A 17,819-nucleotide genomic window follows, 5' to 3' on the forward strand; every position below is an offset into this window, starting at 1 on the left:
CTAAAACGCTTGACCACCGAAACCCCCAGCCACTAACGTCCTTGCTACCGGAGGCACACCTGTGTCCCTCGACGCCGAGCAGACACCTTTGGTCACGCCCACCGGACGAAGTAATCCAGTTCCTTTGATGGCGCACTTTGGCGTGCCCGGATGCGCAGCCGTATCCGCACACCCACCGCGTTCTCAACCAAAGAATGTTTGAGAGGAAACCGCTTCATGACGCCCAAATTTCCACGACGAACCCTTCTCCAAGGCACCGGAGCCGGCGCTTTGGCCCTGCTGATGAGTGGTGCCGTGTCCGGCTCCGCCCAGGCTGCTGCCTCGCAGCGGGCGGTCTATCACATGACCCCGCCGTCCGGATGGTTGTGTGATCCGCAGAGGCCGGTGTACACCAACGGCGGCTACCAGCTGTACTACCTGCACTCCAGCATCAACAACGGCCAGGGCGGTTGGGATCACGCCACCACAACTGACGCGGTGTCCTTCAGCCACCACGGCGTAGTCCTGCCGCTTCAACCGAACTTCCCCGTCTGGTCCGGGTCGGGGGTGGTGGACACGGCCAACACCGCAGGCTTTGGCGCGGGAGCCGTCGTCGTGCTGGCTACCAAGCCGACCGACGGCATCCGCAAGTACCAGGAGCAGTACCTGTACTGGTCCACCGACGGCGGTTACACCTTCACGGCCCTGCCGGATCCGGTGATCGTGAACACTGACGGCCGGGCCGCCACCACACCTGCCGAGATCGACAACGCTGAGTGGTTCCGCGATCCCAAGATCCATTGGGACGCGGCACGCAGCGAATGGGTGTGCGTCATCGGCCGGGCCCGCTATGCGGCCTTCTACACCTCCGCGAACCTGCGCGATTGGCAATGGACCTCCAACTTCGACTACCCGAACCACGCCCTTGGCGGGATCGAGTGCCCGGACCTGTTTGAAATGACTGCTGGCGATGGCACCCGGCATTGGATCTTCGCCGCGAGCATGGATGCCTACAGCGTGGGCCTGCCCATGACCTATGCGTACTGGACCGGCAGCTGGAACGGCTCGGCCTTCATTGCCGATGACCTGACGCCGCAGTGGTTGGATTGGGGCTGGGATTGGTACGCCGGGGTGACTTGGCCGGACGTGGAAGCACCGGAGACCAAGCGTCTTGCCGTTGCGTGGATGAACAACTGGAAATACGCCGCCCGGGACGTCCCCACCGACGCATCCGATGGGTACAACGGGCAAAACTCGATTGTCCGGGAGCTGAGGCTGGAAAGGCAGTCAGGAGGCTGGTACAGCCTGCTGAGTTCCCCGGTCGCTGCCTTGCAGGGCTACGTCAGCGCCACCACCGCCCTCCCGGACCGTGTCGTCAATGGCAGCGCCGTCCTGCCATGGACCGGCCGTGCCTATGAACTGGAGCTCAGTATCTCCTGGGACGCAGCAGCCAACGTCGGGGTGTCAGTGGGCCGTTCGGCCGATGGAACGCGGCACACGAACATCGGAAAGTACGGCGATGAGTTGTACGTGGACAGGAGTCCCTCCGAGCTGGCCGGCTATTCGCTGGCACCGTACACCCGTGCTGCCGCACCCATTGATGCCAACACCCGCTCCGTCCACCTGCGCATCTTTGTCGATAAACAAAGCGTGGAGGTCTTTGTGAATTCCGGACACACCGTTGTTTCGCAGCAAGTTCACTTCGCGGACGGGGACACCGGGATTTCCCTCTATGCCGATGGTGGCCCTGCCAACTTCACGGGGATAACCATCCGTGAGTTCGGCAACCCCATCTAGAAGCTCTTCGTGGCGTCGCGGATTCCGCGGCTCAGGGGCAGTTCAGCGTGCCGGTCAGCGGCTGGCCTGCCCAGCTGTTGGTGGAGTTGGGCACCTTGTAATAACCGCGGATCTGGTAAGTCCACGTTCCGCTGAGGTTTCCCACGCTCTGGATTCCCGAACTGTAGGAACGGCCGGACGACTTGCTCAGATCTCCAGTGAACTGGACGACGCCGTCGGGATCGATGACTTTGAGCTCGTAGTAGTTCGCATAGGTTACGGCGGTGTAGCTTCCTACACTGATCTTGGCCTGGCCGAACCACAAGAAGGAATCACAGCTCTTGGTTACGGAGACGGTATTGGCCGCCGGTGCCGGGATCCGCGCCGCCGCCACGGCCATGCCGGCGCTTTCGGTGTCGTGGAACTGTGCATGGGCCGGAGACAACGAAAAGCCCATCAGCATCAGCAGGACGGCCAGGAAGATGGCCGGTCCGCGCCAGAGGATGAACTTGATCCGCATGCTCGTCGTCACTTCCGTTTCTGATGGTGTGGATTGGCCTTGATCCAACTCTCCCAAGGGATCCTCAGGAAAGGATCCTTCGGACCCTCAAGGTCTACTCAAGACTCAGGGAAAGCCTGGATTTGACCGGCACAGTAATGGCCGGGAACCGGCCTGAAGGGCAAGACGGGCCGGTTCCCGGGGTTTGGGGTGGTTTATTTGGTGGTTTCGGTGCGTTGGGTGCCGGTGAAGGCGAAGGCGATGGTGGAGGTGGCGCCTTGGAAGGTGTTGTCCGCGGTGGTGGGGAACGCGGTGGTGACTTTGAGGTTGTCGGTCTTGGCTGAGGTCAGGGAGGTGAGGTTGTTGAGGACCTTGTTCGCTGCGATGACGGGGCCGTTGGCCAGGACGGTGGTTTTGGTGCCGGCGCAGGTGTAGGGGGCGGCGGTGCCGGTCCAGGGGGTGGAGCAGTTTTCGATGGTCAGTTGCAGCCCGTTGGTCACATCGGTGGTGAGGAGGGAGGCGGTGGCGCCGGCGGAGGTGGTGAGGGTGACGTTGTTCAGGTCGGAGTTGCCGGTGTTGGCCAGGGTGACGAGTTTTTCGACTTTGTCGCCGGGCAGCAGGCCGGCGATGGGGACGTTGAGGGTGTTGGCTGGTCCGGGGGCGCCCAGGGCGATGGTGACGGTGCCTGCGGTGACGGCTTGGGAGGCGGAGGTGGAGGAGGTGAACGCGCCGTAGGTTCCCATGCCGGCGACGGCGGCTGCGGTGCCGACCAGTGCGACGGAGGCGAGGATTTTGCCGGAGGTGGTCTTGAGGCTGATGGCCATGGGGATCAGTGTCCTTTCGTGTGGCCACCGTGAGACCGGCCGGCCGTTTCTTCAGCCTGTGTGGCTGACAAGAAATACTTTGCCGGGCCTGGATCAAGAACCAATCCTGCAAACCCACAACACTTCCTCAGGAAACCCTCAAGAAAACCGCAGCACCCCAAGGCGCTTATCCACAACCCAAACTTCGTAAACGGCGCAGAGCCGTGCCTCGCGCTAGGCTGGTCATCTCGGCTGATGCAAGTGGCCGCAGGAACCACCAAGCGGAGCCACCTTTCCATGTCAGTTGACCTTGCCCTGACTGCCCTTGCGGCGTCCTCCTTTTCCCTTCCTGAGTTGCGCGATGGCCAACTCGCCGGCATGAGCGCCCTTGCTGAGGGCCGTGATGTTTTGGCAGTCATGCCGACCGGATACGGAAAATCTGCCACCTACCAGGTCGCGGCACTTCACCTTCACCAACAAACCAAGCGCCCCGCCGTCGTGGTTTCTCCCCTCATTGCCCTGCAGGAGGACCAACTGGAGGGCCTTGCCGGGGACCTGGGGGAGGGTTCCGCCGTCGCCATAAATTCGTCCCGCAGTGACTCTGAAGTGGAGGCCGCCTGGCAAGCGGCCGAATCCGGCCAGGCTGTCTTCCTTTTTCTCGCGCCGGAGCAATTGGCCAGGCAGGAGACAGTGGACCGGATCGCCACGTTGGACATCTCCATGTTCGTGGTGGACGAGGCTCATTGCGTCTCCGCGTGGGGCCATGACTTCCGCCCCGACTACCTGGAGCTGGGCAACGTCCGCGAACGGTTGGGCAACCCGCCGGTGATAGCGCTGACGGCAACAGCTTCCCCGCCGGTCCGCGATGAAATCGTCCAACGGCTTGGCATGCGCGATCCTTTGGTCCTGGTCCGGGGGTTCGATAGGCCCAACATCAGCCTGGACGTCATACGCCACCAGGAGGACAAGGCCAAGCGCAAAGCCGTGGTGGAACAGGTAGTGGAGCTGTCCGCGTCGCAGGGGATGGGGCTTCTGTACGCGGCTACGCGAAAAGACACCGAAAAGTATGCTGCCAAACTGACCGAACGGGGCCTGCGTGCTGAGGCCTATCACGCGGGCAGGACGGACGCGGACCGCGAAAGCATTCACGAGCGCTTCCTGGACGACCAACTTGATGTGGTGGTCGCTACAACTGCTTTTGGCATGGGCATCGACAAGCCCAACGTCAGGTTCGTCGTGCACGCGGACATCCCCGAGTCACTGGACTCGTACTATCAGGAAATCGGCCGGGCGGGCCGTGATGGCAAAGCTGCTGCGGCCATCCTGCATTACCGGGCCGAGGACCTGGGCTTGCGCAAGTTCTTCGGTACCCATTCGCCGGACCCTGTTGCCCTCAAAACGATCCTGAAGGTGATCAGGAACGCCGGTGGGCCGGCTCCGAAGAGCGCCCTGGTGGAACTGACGGGATTCCCCGCCCGGCGGGTTACCGGGCTGGTCAACCAGTTGGAGGAGGCCGGCGCGGTGAAAACCGGCAAGCGCGGCACCCGGCTCATTTCCAAGGCAAAACCGGCTACGCTGGTCAACCGCGCTGTGGATCTGGCCGAGTCACGGCAAAGGGTTGACCAGTCCCGGCTGACCATGATGCGGGCTTACGCTGAGACGGATGCCTGCCGCCGCCAGTTCCTGTTGGGCTACTTCGGGGAGGAGTTGCCGGAGCCCTGCGGCAACTGCGATTCCTGCGCTGAGGTCCAACAAGACGCACCGGGTTCCGGCAACCCCGCGGCCCCGGGCGGCGAGGAACAGTTCCCCCTGCAGTCCACCGTGGTCCATAAGGAGTGGGGGCCTGGTCTGGTGATGCGGCACGAGGACGACGTCATTACTGTCCTGTTCGAACAGGAGGGTTACAAGACCCTGTCCCGTACCGCCGTCGTGGAGCATGAGCTGCTGAAACCGGCCTAGGCGGTGGCGGGAGCCGCGCCGGATCGGCCATTGGTGACCACCACGATCAACCCGGCAAGCAAGGCTGCCGCACTGACCGTGTACAGCACTCCGCCCCACGGGGCGTAATCGCCACCGGAAATGAAGAACGCATCAGCCAAAGCCATTCCGGCGTGGAAAGACACCAACGAATAGGATGGGGCGCCGAGCCCAAGGATCAGGAGGTCGAGGAGGACAACGGTCCTCAGCCGCCTGAGAGAGCCGACCGCTGAAAGCAGCACCACAACGGCCCCCAGCGCTGTTCCCAAAAAGGCCCATGTCACAACCGTGGGCGCTGAGATTGACTCGTTGGCCCGCGCCAGCCCTTCATGAATTTCGTCCAGGCTGGCACCGGGCACAGCTGCGAGGGGGTTCCAGACAAGAATCTGGAACGCTCCCACAACTGCGAATGCAGCTATTGCAGCCAGCCCGAACAAACTGGCAATGACACGCGGTGTTCGATTACTTCCCCCGATTGTCCCCATGCTGGCAGCCTAGTGGAGGACTCAGGTGTTCAGTTCCACCATCAGGGCCGGCAGTTCGTCGGCGAGCTCCCGGGCCAGGAATCCGAGGGGACCCAGTTTGCTGGCCAGGCGGTCCGCAGCGGCTGCATGCAGATGGGTACCCCAGCAGGCGGCCTGGGCGTCGCTGGTTCCGCGGGCCCTGAGACCGGCAATCGCACCCGCCAGGACGTCCCCGCTGCCCGAGGTTCCCAACCCTCCGTAGCCTGTGGTGATCTTCCAGAGTCCGGATCCTTGATCCGACATCCCCTGCGGGCCGGCGATGAATCCCTGGCAGCTCACCACGGCATCGAACCGTTGGGCAATGTCCATCACTGCAGCTTCCAGGTCATCGACATCCTTCCCCAACAGGACCCCGGCCTCTGTGGGATTGGGGGTAAGGATCAGGCGCCCACGCCATGGTCCCAGCAGCGACTCAACCTTCCCAAGTGCCCCCAGGGCATAGGCGTCAAGAACGACGGCGGGACCGCCCGCAGCGTCAGCGGGACCGTTGGATTCCTCCCGCTCCAAGAGCGCCCGCAGCATCGTCCCGGCCAGATCCAGATCATCCAGCCCCGGCCCAATCAGCAGGACGTCGGCCCGCTCCAGGTCGGATCCGATTCGTTCCAGCCCTTCTCCGGTCAATGACCCGTCGGCTGTTTCGGGAAGACCGGGTGAACCGCACTCCGGCAGGGTTACGCCCACCTGCACCGCCGCGGATTCGGCCACGGCCAAGGTTATTTTGCCCGCCCCGGCACGCAGCGCCGCCGTCCCGGCGAGTATGGCCGCCCCGGGGGTCGCGCGTGCCCCGCCGATGACCAGGACTGCCCCGCGCGAATACTTGTCCTCGCCAGGGGCCGGCAGTGGCCAGTCCCGCAGAAGGGACGGAGTCACCAAAGTGGGTTCACTGGGGGTGGACACTGGCATCTCCGGCGTGTTCGGTGACTGTGACACCCTGCTCTGTGAGGTGGTCGGCGACGTTGAAGCTCTCCAATTCCCAGGGCCCCGAGCCGGTGGGACGCACATAGCGCGTGATCGAAGCATTCAACACCGACGTCGTCGCAGCGAGGTCCAGGATCTCCTCTTCGGACATGCCTTCCAGGACGTAGCGGACCAAAAGGATGACGGCATCGTGGCAGACCAGCATCACCCGCTGGCCCGAGCCCAAGGTGTTGAGTTCGTCCAGCACCGAGCGCAGCCGGAGGGCAACATCGGCCCAGGACTCACCGCCGGGCGGACGGTAGTACAGCTTGCCCAGCCACAGACGCCGCTCGGCCTCATCCGGGTAGCGGTTTTCCACGCCCCGGCTTGTCAGCCTGTCCAGGATGCCCAATTCCCTGTCCCGGAGGCGTTCGTCGGTGAGCACCTTCACTGGCCATCCGGCAGTTTGGACGGCGATTTCCGCCGTCTGCCTGGCACGGGCGTAGGGGGAGGAGACAACAGCGTCCGGCCTCATGTCTTCGGCGATGCGGGCCAGCGCGGTCCCAAGCGCTTTGGCCTGGTCCTGTCCGGTGCCCGAGAGGTTCACGTCGGGGTCCCGGGCCGGGACCGCAATGACCTCCGCCCCTGCCAGCCGCGCCTCGGTGGCCGCCAGGTTTCCTTCGCTCTCACCATGCCTGACCAGCAATAATTCCACGGCACCGGCCTCCTGCACGGCGTCCGTCAGACCGTCCTCGTTCACAAAAGCCACCCCTCCGCGTGCGTTGCCGAATGCAGAACACTACCCACTGCGTACCCATCGGTCCAGAGAATAAACACGCGACGACGGATCGGGAACCTCTGTTGCCCGGACCCCCGGTGAAGTATGTTGCTCGCATGAAGGACACATACCAGGTCATTGTGGTCGGTGGCGGATTTGCAGGCGTTGCAGCAGCCAGGGAACTCGGCCGCAAGGGTGTACAGGTCTTGCTCATCGACTCGAACAACTACCACCAGTTCCAGCCCCTCCTCTACCAGCTTGCTACGTCCCAAATCGGGGTGTCGGCCATTGCCCGGCCACTCCGTTCGGTGTTTCGCCGCCTCAAAACGGTCAAGGTCCTCACCGCCAAAGTGGAATCCGTGGACGCATCGCAACGCACAGTGACGACGTCCGACGGGCAGACCCTGCGGGCGGACATCCTGGTCCTTGCCGTGGGGGCCGTCCCGAACTTTTTCAACACTCCGGGCGCGGAGGAACTGGCCTTCCCCCTGTACTCCGTCACAGACGCAACAAGACTTGGCGGCGGGCTCACCCGGTTGCTGGACCAGGCTGACGGGAATCCCGACAGCTTCGTGGATGTGGTGGTGGTCGGCGGCGGTCCCACAGGTGTAGAGACAGCCGGAGCGATGGCTGAAAACGTCAAATACGTGGTGCGGAAGTACTTCTCGCCCGAGCTGGCTGCCCGCTGCCGGGTACACCTGGTGGACATGGTTCCCAGCGTGTTGAACATGTTCTCCCCGAAGTCCCAAAAGTACGCGACCGAACACCTGCAGAAAGTCGGTGTCCAGCTTCACATGGGAGTGGGTGTCACTGAGGTCCGGCCTGATGGTGTCACCTTGGCGGACGGGAGCTCCGTCCCGGGGCAGATCGTCGTTTGGGCCGGCGGCCTGAAAGCGGGCGGCATTATCGCCGGATCGGGGCTGGCCCAGGGGAGGGGTGGACGTGTCGATGTCCACCCGGACCTGACAGCGCCGGACGTGGATGGCGTTTACGTCATTGGGGATGCTGCCAACATCACGGACTCAACGGGAGCCAAATTGCCGCAGCTGGGCTCGGTAGCCCAGCAGGCGGGTAAATGGGCGGCCAAGAACATCCTTGCTGACCTTGGCGGCGGCAGCCGAACGCCTTTCCGGTACGTCGACAAGGGCTACATGGCGATGGTGGGACGCGGTGCGGCAGTGGCGGAACTTGGTCGCAAGCGCATCCAGCTTCAGGGCCTCTTTGCGTTTTTGTCCTGGCTGCTGGTGCACTTAGCCCTGTTGTCAGGGCTCCAGCAAAAGATCCGGGCACTGTTTTCCTGGCTCAACGGCTATCTCCTGCACAGTCCCGCCCAAGTGGTGGTCAGCGGACCCTTGGACAAGGAACCTCCCGGGCAGGGGCCGCCTGTGCCGGCACCGTTAAAGGAATCTTGAGGGGGCCTGTTTCTTGTAGTTGCGGTGGGACAACACCGCGTGAACCCCAAGAAGTGTGCCGGCCACGCCAAACAGGGGTACGTGCAGAGGTATCGCCATCAGGACCAGCAGTACTCCCAAAGCGGCGGCCATGACGTCACGGAGGCGCGGGTGGATGGGGCCGCGCACGGGGACACCGGATTCCAGTTGCCGGGCGAGGTGGGGATCCTGGATGAAGAGCTCCCGCTCAAGCTGCTGCAGAACCCTGCGCTCGCGTTCTGAAAGCGGCATAGTGGTCCTCCTCGGCGCTAGGTTTCCAAATTAGCTAAGCATGCTGATTATTAAGATCGCAAGCATCAATTTGCCGGCAATGAGCGCCCGTGGGGATCAGCTGGGAAGATAGCAGGAGGAATTCGAACAAGGAGCAGCATGACACTCAAAGAACGCTTGAAGGCAGACGTCGTCGACCACATGAAGGCCGGCAACAAAGTTGCCCTGACCACGGTTCGCAATGTCCTGGGTGAAATCACCACCCGTGAAAAGTCAGGCAAGACGCCAGTGGAGCTCGACGACGCCCAGGTCACCTCGCTGCTGCAGAAGGAAGCCGCCAAGCGCCGGGACACGGCGAAGATCTATACCGAGGCGGGGGAAGCTGACCGCGCAGCGGCCGAAGTTGCCGAGGCGGAGATCATCGAGGCCTACCTCCCCAAAGCGCTCACCCGCGAAGAGGTTGAGGCCATCGTGGACGAGGCCATTGATGCCTTGAAAGCTGAAGGCCAGGAACTCTCAATGCGTTCCATCGGTGCCGTCATGAAGCCTGTTACCGCGAAGGTCGCAGGACGTTTCGATGGCAAGACCGTCAGCGAGATCGTGCGCGCCCGCTTGGCCTGACCGCCACCGGGTCAGTTGACCCCAAGCAGCCACCGCAGAGTGTCAGCGTTGCGCACGGCGTTACCACCGCCGTCGTTGTTGAAGTAGACGTACACGTCCTTGCCGGCGCCGCTCCACTCGCGGATCCTGTCCGCCCACCACCTCAAATCGTCGTCCGAATAGGAGCCGCCGTAGAGGTGTTGGTGGTCCGGGCCGTGCATGCGGATGTAGACGAACGGAGCCGTGGCCCGGAGGATGCAGGGCAGATTGGCGCCGCTCATGATGCAGTAGGCGGTCTGGTGGCGTTCCAGCAGCGCGTACACGTCCGGGTGGTCCCAGCTGTCGTGCCGGAACTCGACGGCGACGCGGATCCAGTGCGGCAGGGCGGCCAGGAAGTAGTCGAGCCGGGCATCATCACGGGCAAAATCAGGTGGCAACTGCGCCAACAGAACCGCCCTTTTGTCGCCGAGCTCGTGCCAGCAGCGCACGATTCTTTCCACCCATACCTCGGGGCTGTAGAGCTTCTTGGCATGGGTAAGGCCACGCGGCGCTTTGACCGACATCGCGAAGCCTTCCGGCAGGCGGTTCCGCCAACCCGCGAAGGTGGTGTCCCGGGGCCAGCGGTAGAAACTCGCGTTGAGTTCCACGGTGGTGAACCGCGCAGTGTAGTGGGCCAGCCGCTTGGAGGCGGGCAGTCCCGGGGGATAGAGCACGCTTTCCCAGTGATCGTAGCTCCAGCCCGATGTGCCGATGTGGATGCCCATGGGGAGGATGTACCCCTGTGGGTGGTTTCTTAACGCACGGTTCCGTTGCCAGCGGTCCTCGCCATCAGCGCGCGGAGGTCATCGGCAACATTAGCTACTTCCCGCTGGCGTGCTCTGCGGGGCTGCTCGTCAGAACTTCGGGAAGCGTCAGCAAATGTACCTGGCAGTCCTCTCACGGAGTGGGTGCCCCGCGCAATCGGAAGGGCTGGATCGATGGCGTAGGAGTCCGGCCGGCCGAGGAAGCCGACATCGTAATTGCTCCTAGCCCCACAGCGCCTTTTTCAGCAGTGCCCGCAGCTGCGTGTTCTCGTCCTCGCTGAGCGCTGCCAGCTGTGTCTGCTCGCACACCTCAAGCGCAGCCCGGGCCTTGTTGTGGATCCGGCGGCCCTCCGCAGTGGAAACGATGATCTTGGCCCGCCGGTCCTGCTTGCCTTGCGCCCGCTTGACCAGACCGCGGTGTTCAAGGTCGTCAACCAGACTGACCACTTGGCTGGGGTCCAGGCTGAGGAAATCGGCGAGCTCGCGCTGCGTAGGTTCCAGGCCGCTGCAGGCAAGTGTCAGCACGGAGAAGGACCGCTCACGAAGCCCGTAATCCGCCAGTGCCTTGTTGTTCAGAAGGGAGCCTGTCGCGTGCAGTTTGGCCAGCAACAGGCCCACATCGTTGCCGATTTTGGCTTCGGCCAGGCGCGGGGTTTCCACTTCGGTGCTTTGCGGGCCCATGACAACTCCAATAGTAATGAAAAACAATCGTTGACTTTATCAATGATCCGTATTCTCATTGATCATGACAAGGATCTCACGACGCAGTGGGATCGGCCCCACCGGCTCCGGCCGGTTACTGCATGCGAAGGAGCACGCCATGAGCTTGAACGGCAAGGTTGCAATCGTTACCGGGAGTGGACAGGGTCTTGGTCTCGCTTACGCGAGGGAGCTCGCCCGCCAGGGTGCCGCCGTCGTCATTAATGACGTGAACGCTGAGACCGCAGCGCAAGCAGTCGCGCAGATCGAGGCCGACGGCGGCCGGGCCACCGCCGTCGTCGTTCCGGTGGGCACCACGGATGCCGCCAAGGCACTGGTCGCCGGTGCCGTGGAGACGTTCGGTCGCTTGGACATCCTGGTCACGAACGCAGGAATCCTCCGCGATAAGAGCCTGTTGAAGATGACCGACGAGGACTTCGACCTTGTCATCAACGTCCACTTGAAGGGCACGTTCACCTGCGTCCGTGAGGCCTTCGCGTACTTCAAGGAAAACAACGTCGCGGGCCGGATCATCACTATCGGTTCGCCTACGGGCCAGCGTGGCAACTTCGGGCAGACCAATTACGCGGCTGCGAAGGCGGGGATCGTGGGCATGGTCCGGACGTGGGCGCTGGAGATGAAGAAGGCCGGCGTGACCGTCAACTCTGTCATTCCGGTGGCGGCGACGGCGATGACCAAGACGGTCCCTTATTTCCAGAAGGCCGTGGAAGCTGACGAGCGTGGCGAGGCCATGCCGTCGTTCTTCCGTCATGACCTGGGTTTCGGAACTGCCGACGACGTCGCCGGGCTCATCGCCTTCCTCGCCTCGGATAAGGCGGCCGGCATTACCGGCCAGGCGATCGGTGCCGGCGGTGACCGGCTGCAGGTCTGGACGCACCCGACGGCGGCAACCACCGAATACCGCGACGGCGGCTGGAGCTACGAAGCACTGGTAGAGAACGCCGGATCACTCTTCGGCCCCGACGCGTTGCAGAGCTACGGTGAGGAATTCCTGCCCTTGCCGGAAGAACTGCAGCCTGAACCGGCCAAGCCCGAAGCGGTACAGGCCCGCTGATCATGGCTGACCGATACGAGCTCGGCATCGACGCCGCTGCCCTTGATGCGATCGACATGCACGTCCACCTCGAAGTGGACAGCTGCGGCCACGGCTCGCTCCCGGATGCCCTGACGGAAGCCTCGGCCAAGTACTTCAAAGCCGAGGACAGGACCCCGTCCCTGGACAGGATCGCCGAGGTGTACCGCGAACTGAACATGGCCGCCGTCGTCTTTACCGTCGACGCAAGGACGCAACTAAAGCACGAACCAAACAGCATCCCGGAACTCATCGCCGGAGCCGGGCGGAACAACGATGTTCTGATTCCGTTCGGCAGCGTGGACCCGCGGACGGGTGAGGACGCGATCGCCGGAGCCAAGCACCAGGCCGTTGAGCTCGGTGCCCGGGGATTCAAATTCCATCCTTCACTCCAGGGCTTCGACCCATCCAACGAGCAGTTCTACCCGCTCTGGGAAACGCTCCAGGAGCTGGGGTTGCCGTGTATTTTCCACACGGGCCAGAACGGTATGGGTGCCGGGCTTCCCGGGGGATACGGCATCAAGCTGGCGTACTCGAACCCGCTCCTGCTCGACGCCGTGGCGGCCGATTTCCCGGGCCTGCAGATCATCATGGCCCATCCCTCGGTGCCGTGGCAGGACGAGGCAAATTCGATCGCCACACACAAAGCCAACGTGTTCATCGACCTCTCCGGGTGGTCGCCGAAGTACTTCCCGGAATCGCTGGTGAAGGCCTCGAATTCGGTGTTGCAGGACAAGGTCCTGTTCGGGACGGATTTCCCGCTGATCACTCCGCAGAAGTGGCTGGGCGCATTTGCCGACCTGCCCTTGAAGGACGAAGTCCGCCCGAAGATCCTCAAGGACAACGCCGTCCGGCTGCTCGGGTTGGGTAGCTGAGATGACCACGAGTGTTGCGGATCAGCGACTGTACTCGGTGGCGGACTGGTACGACGCCGAGGCGCTCCTGACCACCGAAGAGCGCCGGGTGCTGGGCAGGTTGCGGACCTTCCTGGAGACCGAAGCGAAGCCGTTGCTCGCCGAGTACTGGGAGCGGGGCGAATTCCCTGAACAACTGGCGCAGCCGTTGGTCGACCTTGATCTGATGGAACCGGATGAGCTGACCGTCGATGCCCCCGCGAGGGGGATCTTCCACGGCTTCCGGATCTTCGAACTTGCCCACACGGACGCTTCCCTGGCTACGTGGTACACGGCGCAGGCTGGTTTGTTCCGGACAGCGATCCGGGTGGGTGCGTCCGAGGAGCAGCAGAAGGAGTGGATGCCCAAGGTCATCGATTTCTCCCTCAAAGGTGTCTTCTCGCTGACCGAACCGGAGCACGGTTCGGACATCGCGGGAGGGCTTTCCACCACCGCACGCTTTGAACCGGGAGACGGCAGCTGGGTTTTGGACGGCGCCAAGCGCTGGATCGGGGGTGCCTCCACGGCGGATGTGCTGTGCGTGTTCGCCCGGGATGTGGCCGACGGACAGGTCAAGGGGTTCCTCGTGGACCGGACCGCGCCCGGGGTCGGCTTGGAGAAGATCCACGGCAAGACGTCCCTGCGGATGATGCAGAACTCCCACATCACCCTGAAGGGCGTCCGGGTGCCGGAAGCCATGCGCCTGCACAGCGTAAATTCCTTCAAGGACGTGGCCGCGATGCTGCGGGCCATGCGATCCGATGTCGCGTGGATCGCCACCGGTATCCAGGCCGGTGCCTTCGAAGCCGCCCTTGCCTACGTCAGGGAACGCCGGCAGTTCGGCCGCTCCTTGGGGTCCTTCCAACTCGTGCAGGAAAAGCTGGCGCGAATGCTCGGAAATACCACCGCCTCGCTCTCGTTGGTGACCCGCCTGACCGAACAACAGGCCAAAGGCATCTACCGGGACCAGGACTCCGCCCTGGCCAAGATGCAGACGTCCCTGATGATGCGCGAAACCGTCGCCCTGGCCCGCGAAGTCGTGGGCGGCAACGGCATCACGCTCGCCGCCGACGTCGCCCGTTTCCATGCCGACGCGGAAGCTGTCTATTCGTACGAAGGCACCCACGAAATCAATGCACTGATCGTCGGACGCGCCCTCACGGGCGAGAGTGCTTTCACCCACTGAACAACGCACAGAAAAACACAACAACCAGGAGGCAACGATGCCCAATCTCGTCGTCGATTTCGACACTCTGCTCACCATGTCCGGCAAGGACCTGGGCACCACCGACTACCGTGAGATCACCCAACAGCAGATCAACCTGTTCGCCGATGCCACGGACGATCAGCAGTGGATCCACACTGATCCCGAACGCGCCAAGGATGGTCCTTTCGGTGCACCGATCGCCCACGGCTTCCTCACCCTGTCCCTGATCATCCCGTTCTGGGGCGAACTGTTCGACGTCGACGGCGTCACCACCAAGGTCAATTACGGCCTGGACAAAGTCCGTTTCACGTCACCGGTGAAGGTGGGCTCCAAAGTCCGTATGCAGGGCAGCATCGCCGAGGTGACCGAGGTCAAGGGCGGCGCCCAGATCAAGGTCAACGCCACCATCGAAATCGAAGGCCAGGAACGGCCCGCCGTCGTGGCCGAATTCCTCGCACGCTTCTACAAATAAACACTCCCTTTCCAGCAACTTCCCTCCTCTTCCAAGGAACAGCCATGTCAGGACACACTGCGCTCGCACAGTCGAGCACGGCCGCAAAGCGTAAAGAAGCGCGTACGGTCATCCTTTCCAGCTATCTGGGCAGCACCATCGAGTTCTACGACTTCCTGCTGTACGCGACGGCGGCAGCGGTTGCCTTCCCCAAGGTGTTCTTCGCCGGAACGGACGAGTGGGTGGGCGTCGTAGCTGCCTACGCAACGTTCGCCGCCGGTTACGTTGCCCGGCCCTTGGGCGGCATCATTTTCGGCCACTTCGGCGACAGGATCGGCCGGAAGGGAATGTTGATCGTTTCCATGGCCATGATGGGCGTCGCGTCCACACTGATCGGCTTGATCCCGGGATCCAGCGTGATCGGTCCTTGGGGTGCCGTGCTGCTGGTGCTCCTGCGCGTCTGCCAGGGCATCGCCGTCGGGGGTGAATGGGGTGGCGCCGCGCTGATGGCGCTGGAACATTCCGATCCCAAGCGGCGCGGTTTCGCTGCCTCGTTCGTGAACGCCGGTGCGCCGACAGGCGCCGTACTCGGCACGGTTGTGATGGGTATTTTCTCCGCCCTGCCGCAGGACGCCTTCCTGGCATGGGGCTGGCGCGTGCCGTTCCTGCTCTCCTTCGTGCTGCTGATCGTGGGCATGTTCGTCAGGCTCCGGGTCTCCGAGAGTCCGATCTTCGCCGAGGCCGTAGCCAAGGAAAGCGCCCAAGGCAGCAAGCGGAAGATCCCGCTGCTGGAGGTCCTGAAGCGTCCCAAAGCACTCATCATGATCATGTTTGCCGGTGCTGCTGGCTTCGGCCTTCAGGTAGTGCTTCCCACGTTCTCCGTCACCTACGCGGTTTCCAAGGGCGCACCGCAGCAGGGAGTGCTTTATGCCTTCGCGGGAGCTTCGGCGATTTCCATCCTGTTCGTCCTCCTGGGCGGCCGCTTGTCGGACCGCTTCGGCCGGCGCCCCGTGATGGTCACAGGTTTGGCCCTGTTCATCCTTTACCTGATCCCTATGTTCGGGATGCTCAGCTCAGGAAACATCGCCCTGATTTTCCTGGCATTCACGGTGGCGCTGGTCCTGCACTCGTCACTCTACGGACCCCTTGCAGCGTTCGTGTCGGAACAGTTCGGCACCACCAACCGCTACACGGGTGCTGCGGTCGGCTATCAGCTGGCTACCTTGATCGGCGCCGGGTTCACCCCTGGAATCGTCGCCGGACTGTACAAGGACGCAGGCCAGAGCATCGTCCCCGTAGTGGTGTTCCTGTCCATCATGTCCTTGGTGTCGATTGTCTTCATCCTGCTGACGCGGGAGTCTAAGAACAACGACCTCTCTACGGTCAGTTAGGAGAAACCACCATGGACAACAACGGAGTTGGATCCTGGCTGCACCGCCGCCGCAGCAAGTCCGGAAACGCAACAGCACTTGTTTCCGGTGACCGGAAGCTCAGCTACCTCGAACTGGCTGACCGGGCAGATCACCTGGCCAACGCCCTCAAGGACAGGGGAGTAGCCAAGGGAGACCGCGTTGCCTACCTCGGGGAAAACCACCCCTCCTTCGTGGAAACCTTCTTTGCCTGCGGGTTGGTGGGCGCCATCTTCGTGCCTCTCAATACGCGCCTGGCCGCTCCCGAGCTTCAGTTCCAGCTGCAGGACTCGGGAGCCCGGATCCTCATCAACGCCGCGGCTCTGGAGCCTGTTGCGACGGCCGCCGTGGCTGACACTGCGGTCATCAACCGGTTTGTGGTGGCTCCCGACGGCGGACCTGAAGGGTCCGCGGTCAAGCTGCCGACCGGCGTCGAACCTTATGAGGAGGTGATTGGCGCCTCGGACGGTACAGCGATGGATGTTGCGGTGTCCCCGGACGACGCCGCCATGATCCTCTACACCTCCGGCACCACAGGGAAGCCGAAGGGTGCGCTGCTCACGCACGGCAACATCACCTGGAACTGCATCAATACCGTGGTGGACATGGACCTGAGCCGCAACGACATAGCGCTCATGATTTCGCCTCTCTTCCATGTCGCATCCCTGGATATGGGTCTGCTCCCGATGCTGCTCAAGGGCGCCACGGTGGTCCTCGAATCCAAGTTCGACGCCGGTCGCGTCCTGGAACTGGTGGGCCGGCACAGGGTCACCACCCTGAACGGAGTCCCCACCACCTTCCAGATGCTCTGCGACCATCCGGCATGGTCGACGGCGGACCTCAGCTCCCTGGACAAACTCACCTGCGGCGGGTCCGCCGTTCCGCAGCGGGTGTTGGACGCCTATGAGGAACGTGGCATCGGATTCACCGCCTGCTACGGCATGACCGAAACCGCCCCGGGAGCCACCATGCTCCCGGTCTCCGCTTCCAAGGTGAAAGCCGGATCAGCGGGTTTGCCGCACTTCTTCACGGATGTGCGGATCGTTGACCCGTTCGGGAGCGTCGTGGGCGCGGGCGAAGTGGGGGAGATCCAGATCTCCGGGCCCAACGTCATCAAGGAATACTGGAACCGGCCGGAGGCAACTGCCGACAGCTACGCGGACTCCTCCTGGTTCCGCTCCGGGGACATGGGACACCAAGACGAGGAAGGCTTCTTATTCGTCTCCGACAGACTCAAGGACATGATCATTTCCGGCGGCGAGAACATCTACCCGGCCGAGGTGGAAGCAGCCATTGCGGAACTGCCCGCCGTGGGAAGCGTGGCCGTGATCGGCGTCGCCGACGGGAAATGGGGCGAAGTCCCGAGGGCGATCGTGACTTTGCGGGAGGGTGCTGCCCTGACCGAAGAGCAGCTGCGCTCGCATCTGGACGGACGATTGGCACGATACAAGATTCCCAAGTCCGTGGTGTTTGTGGAAGAGATGCCGCGCACGGCCAGCGGGAAGATCAGGAAGACCGACCTCCGCAAGCACTACGCACAGTAGCCCTCCCGACGCTTGCTCACGTTCCGCGTGCTTGGGGCGGACGCTTGCTCACGTTCCGGGTGCTTGGGGCGGACGCTTGCTCACGTTCCGGGTGTTTGGGGCGGACGCTTGCTCACGTTCCGGGTGTTTGGGTGAGACCCTCCCTCACGTTCCGCGTGTTTGGGTGGGACGCTTGCTCACGTTCCGGGTCTGAATGCGGCTTTCGGGCGACATATTCCGTTACTGG

Annotated in this window: 18 protein-coding genes; 10 read left to right on the forward strand and 8 right to left on the reverse strand. The window is 63.1% G+C overall.

Translation table 11 applies throughout. The annotated features are described in order from the left end of the window. The first annotated feature begins 216 nt into the window (after window positions 1-216). On the forward strand, window positions 217-1,776 hold the full coding sequence (locus PYR64_RS02780) for a glycoside hydrolase family 32 protein (protein ID WP_079582581.1): 1,560 nt from the start codon (window positions 217-219) through the stop codon (window positions 1,774-1,776). A 31-nt stretch (window positions 1,777-1,807) separates the two neighbouring features. Here PYR64_RS02780 and PYR64_RS02785 read toward each other — a convergent pair whose 3' ends face one another. Continuing rightward, window positions 1,808-2,287 carry a hypothetical protein gene (locus PYR64_RS02785; protein ID WP_144027695.1) on the reverse strand — a complete coding sequence of 160 codons (480 nt, stop codon included), beginning with the start codon at window positions 2,285-2,287 and terminating at the stop codon, window positions 1,808-1,810. Window positions 2,288-2,469: 182 nt separating this feature from the next. Continuing rightward, window positions 2,470-3,078: a TasA family protein gene (locus PYR64_RS02790; RefSeq protein ID WP_275778218.1), complete on the reverse strand. Its 609-nt coding sequence runs from the start codon at window positions 3,076-3,078 to the stop codon at window positions 2,470-2,472. A gap of 276 nt (window positions 3,079-3,354) precedes the next feature. Here PYR64_RS02790 and PYR64_RS02795 point away from each other — a divergent pair, with 276 nt between their 5' ends. Then, window positions 3,355-5,016: a RecQ family ATP-dependent DNA helicase gene (locus tag PYR64_RS02795; protein ID WP_179128476.1), complete on the forward strand. Its 1,662-nt coding sequence runs from the start codon at window positions 3,355-3,357 to the stop codon at window positions 5,014-5,016. Here PYR64_RS02795 and PYR64_RS02800 read toward each other — a convergent pair. The 3 genes from PYR64_RS02800 to PYR64_RS02810 are packed head-to-tail and all read right to left on the reverse strand — an operon-like array spanning window position 5,013 to window position 7,224. Beyond that, complete coding sequence (locus PYR64_RS02800; protein WP_275778221.1) at window positions 5,013-5,519, reverse strand: hypothetical protein; 507 nt, start codon at window positions 5,517-5,519, stop codon at window positions 5,013-5,015. The two genes, PYR64_RS02795 and PYR64_RS02800, sit on opposite strands and share 4 nt — an antisense overlap. Before the next feature lie 21 nt (window positions 5,520-5,540). Then, on the reverse strand, window positions 5,541-6,455 hold the full coding sequence (locus PYR64_RS02805; protein ID WP_227453690.1) for an NAD(P)H-hydrate dehydratase: 915 nt from the start codon (window positions 6,453-6,455) through the stop codon (window positions 5,541-5,543). Then, entirely contained in the window at window positions 6,439-7,224 is a 786-nt protein-coding gene (locus tag PYR64_RS02810; RefSeq protein WP_018780164.1) for a histidine phosphatase family protein, read from the reverse strand. Before PYR64_RS02810 ends, PYR64_RS02805 begins: the two co-directional genes overlap by 17 nt. Before the next feature lie 125 nt (window positions 7,225-7,349). Here PYR64_RS02810 and PYR64_RS02815 point away from each other — a divergent pair, with 125 nt between their 5' ends. Further along, a complete protein-coding gene (locus PYR64_RS02815) occupies window positions 7,350-8,645 on the forward strand; it encodes an NAD(P)/FAD-dependent oxidoreductase (protein WP_275778225.1) in 1,296 nt (431 codons plus the stop codon). On the opposite strand, the gene PYR64_RS02820 is transcribed toward PYR64_RS02815, so the two are convergent. Beyond that, the gene (locus PYR64_RS02820) at window positions 8,631-8,915 is read right to left on the reverse strand and encodes a DUF3040 domain-containing protein (protein WP_079582795.1); all 285 of its coding nucleotides are present in this window, start codon (window positions 8,913-8,915) and stop codon (window positions 8,631-8,633) included. The genes PYR64_RS02815 and PYR64_RS02820 overlap by 15 nt on opposite strands. A 138-nt stretch (window positions 8,916-9,053) precedes the next feature. On the opposite strand from PYR64_RS02820, the gene PYR64_RS02825 reads away from it, so the two are divergent. Continuing rightward, window positions 9,054-9,515, forward strand: a complete 462-nt coding sequence (locus tag PYR64_RS02825; protein WP_018780161.1) for a GatB/YqeY domain-containing protein — start codon at window positions 9,054-9,056, stop codon at window positions 9,513-9,515. 11 nt (window positions 9,516-9,526) lie between these two features. On the opposite strand, the gene PYR64_RS02830 is transcribed toward PYR64_RS02825, so the two are convergent. Both PYR64_RS02830 and PYR64_RS02835 read right to left on the reverse strand, forming a co-directional pair. After that, entirely contained in the window at window positions 9,527-10,258 is a 732-nt protein-coding gene (locus PYR64_RS02830) for a DUF72 domain-containing protein (protein WP_055975233.1), read from the reverse strand. Window positions 10,259-10,519: 261 nt separating this feature from the next. Further along, window positions 10,520-10,978 (reverse strand): MarR family winged helix-turn-helix transcriptional regulator, encoded by a 459-nt coding sequence (locus tag PYR64_RS02835; protein ID WP_018780159.1) that lies wholly within the window; start codon window positions 10,976-10,978, stop codon window positions 10,520-10,522. A 139-nt stretch (window positions 10,979-11,117) separates the two neighbouring features. Between PYR64_RS02835 and PYR64_RS02840 the strand changes: the two genes are divergently transcribed. From PYR64_RS02840 to PYR64_RS02865, 6 genes are read left to right on the forward strand one after another with little or no spacing between them, the layout of a single operon-like run. Further along, window positions 11,118-12,071, forward strand: coding sequence for an SDR family NAD(P)-dependent oxidoreductase (locus PYR64_RS02840; protein WP_193590956.1), 954 nt, complete (start codon window positions 11,118-11,120; stop codon window positions 12,069-12,071). Between the two features lie 2 nt (window positions 12,072-12,073). After that, window positions 12,074-12,964, forward strand: a complete 891-nt coding sequence (locus PYR64_RS02845; protein ID WP_018780157.1) for a 4-hydroxyphenyl-beta-ketoacyl-CoA hydrolase — start codon at window positions 12,074-12,076, stop codon at window positions 12,962-12,964. 1 nt (window position 12,965) lies between these two features. Continuing rightward, window positions 12,966-14,168, forward strand: coding sequence for an acyl-CoA dehydrogenase family protein (locus tag PYR64_RS02850; protein WP_275778231.1), 1,203 nt, complete (start codon window positions 12,966-12,968; stop codon window positions 14,166-14,168). A gap of 37 nt (window positions 14,169-14,205) precedes the next feature. After that, window positions 14,206-14,661 carry a MaoC family dehydratase gene (locus tag PYR64_RS02855; protein ID WP_064723682.1) on the forward strand — a complete coding sequence of 152 codons (456 nt, stop codon included), beginning with the start codon at window positions 14,206-14,208 and terminating at the stop codon, window positions 14,659-14,661. Between the two features lie 44 nt (window positions 14,662-14,705). Further along, window positions 14,706-16,031, forward strand: coding sequence for an MFS transporter (locus PYR64_RS02860; RefSeq protein WP_275778233.1), 1,326 nt, complete (start codon window positions 14,706-14,708; stop codon window positions 16,029-16,031). 11 nt (window positions 16,032-16,042) lie between these two features. Beyond that, window positions 16,043-17,593 (forward strand): long-chain fatty acid--CoA ligase, encoded by a 1,551-nt coding sequence (locus tag PYR64_RS02865; RefSeq protein WP_275778234.1) that lies wholly within the window; start codon window positions 16,043-16,045, stop codon window positions 17,591-17,593. The last annotated feature ends 226 nt before the right edge of the window (window positions 17,594-17,819 follow it).

This window comes from Paenarthrobacter sp. Y-19 (assembly GCF_029223985.1).
Taxonomy (GTDB): Bacteria; Actinomycetota; Actinomycetes; order Actinomycetales; family Micrococcaceae; genus Arthrobacter; species Arthrobacter nicotinovorans.

Excerpts from the sequence above, each read along its gene's own strand:
- PYR64_RS02780 (WP_079582581.1), top strand. The coding sequence starts at position 217 with ATGACGCCCAAATTTCCACGACGAACCCTTCTCCAAGGCACCGGAGCC.
- PYR64_RS02790 (WP_275778218.1), bottom strand. The coding sequence starts at position 3,078 with ATGGCCATCAGCCTCAAGACCACCTCCGGCAAAATCCTCGCCTCCGTC.
- PYR64_RS02795 (WP_179128476.1), top strand. The coding sequence starts at position 3,355 with ATGTCAGTTGACCTTGCCCTGACTGCCCTTGCGGCGTCCTCCTTTTCC.
- PYR64_RS02800 (WP_275778221.1), bottom strand. The coding sequence starts at position 5,519 with ATGGGGACAATCGGGGGAAGTAATCGAACACCGCGTGTCATTGCCAGT.
- PYR64_RS02815 (WP_275778225.1), top strand. The coding sequence starts at position 7,350 with ATGAAGGACACATACCAGGTCATTGTGGTCGGTGGCGGATTTGCAGGC.
- PYR64_RS02820 (WP_079582795.1), bottom strand. The coding sequence starts at position 8,915 with ATGCCGCTTTCAGAACGCGAGCGCAGGGTTCTGCAGCAGCTTGAGCGG.
- PYR64_RS02825 (WP_018780161.1), top strand. The coding sequence starts at position 9,054 with ATGACACTCAAAGAACGCTTGAAGGCAGACGTCGTCGACCACATGAAG.
- PYR64_RS02830 (WP_055975233.1), bottom strand. The coding sequence starts at position 10,258 with ATGGGCATCCACATCGGCACATCGGGCTGGAGCTACGATCACTGGGAA.
- PYR64_RS02835 (WP_018780159.1), bottom strand. The coding sequence starts at position 10,978 with ATGGGCCCGCAAAGCACCGAAGTGGAAACCCCGCGCCTGGCCGAAGCC.
- PYR64_RS02840 (WP_193590956.1), top strand. The coding sequence starts at position 11,118 with ATGAGCTTGAACGGCAAGGTTGCAATCGTTACCGGGAGTGGACAGGGT.
- PYR64_RS02845 (WP_018780157.1), top strand. The coding sequence starts at position 12,074 with ATGGCTGACCGATACGAGCTCGGCATCGACGCCGCTGCCCTTGATGCG.
- PYR64_RS02850 (WP_275778231.1), top strand. The coding sequence starts at position 12,966 with ATGACCACGAGTGTTGCGGATCAGCGACTGTACTCGGTGGCGGACTGG.
- PYR64_RS02855 (WP_064723682.1), top strand. The coding sequence starts at position 14,206 with ATGCCCAATCTCGTCGTCGATTTCGACACTCTGCTCACCATGTCCGGC.
- PYR64_RS02860 (WP_275778233.1), top strand. The coding sequence starts at position 14,706 with ATGTCAGGACACACTGCGCTCGCACAGTCGAGCACGGCCGCAAAGCGT.
- PYR64_RS02865 (WP_275778234.1), top strand. The coding sequence starts at position 16,043 with ATGGACAACAACGGAGTTGGATCCTGGCTGCACCGCCGCCGCAGCAAG.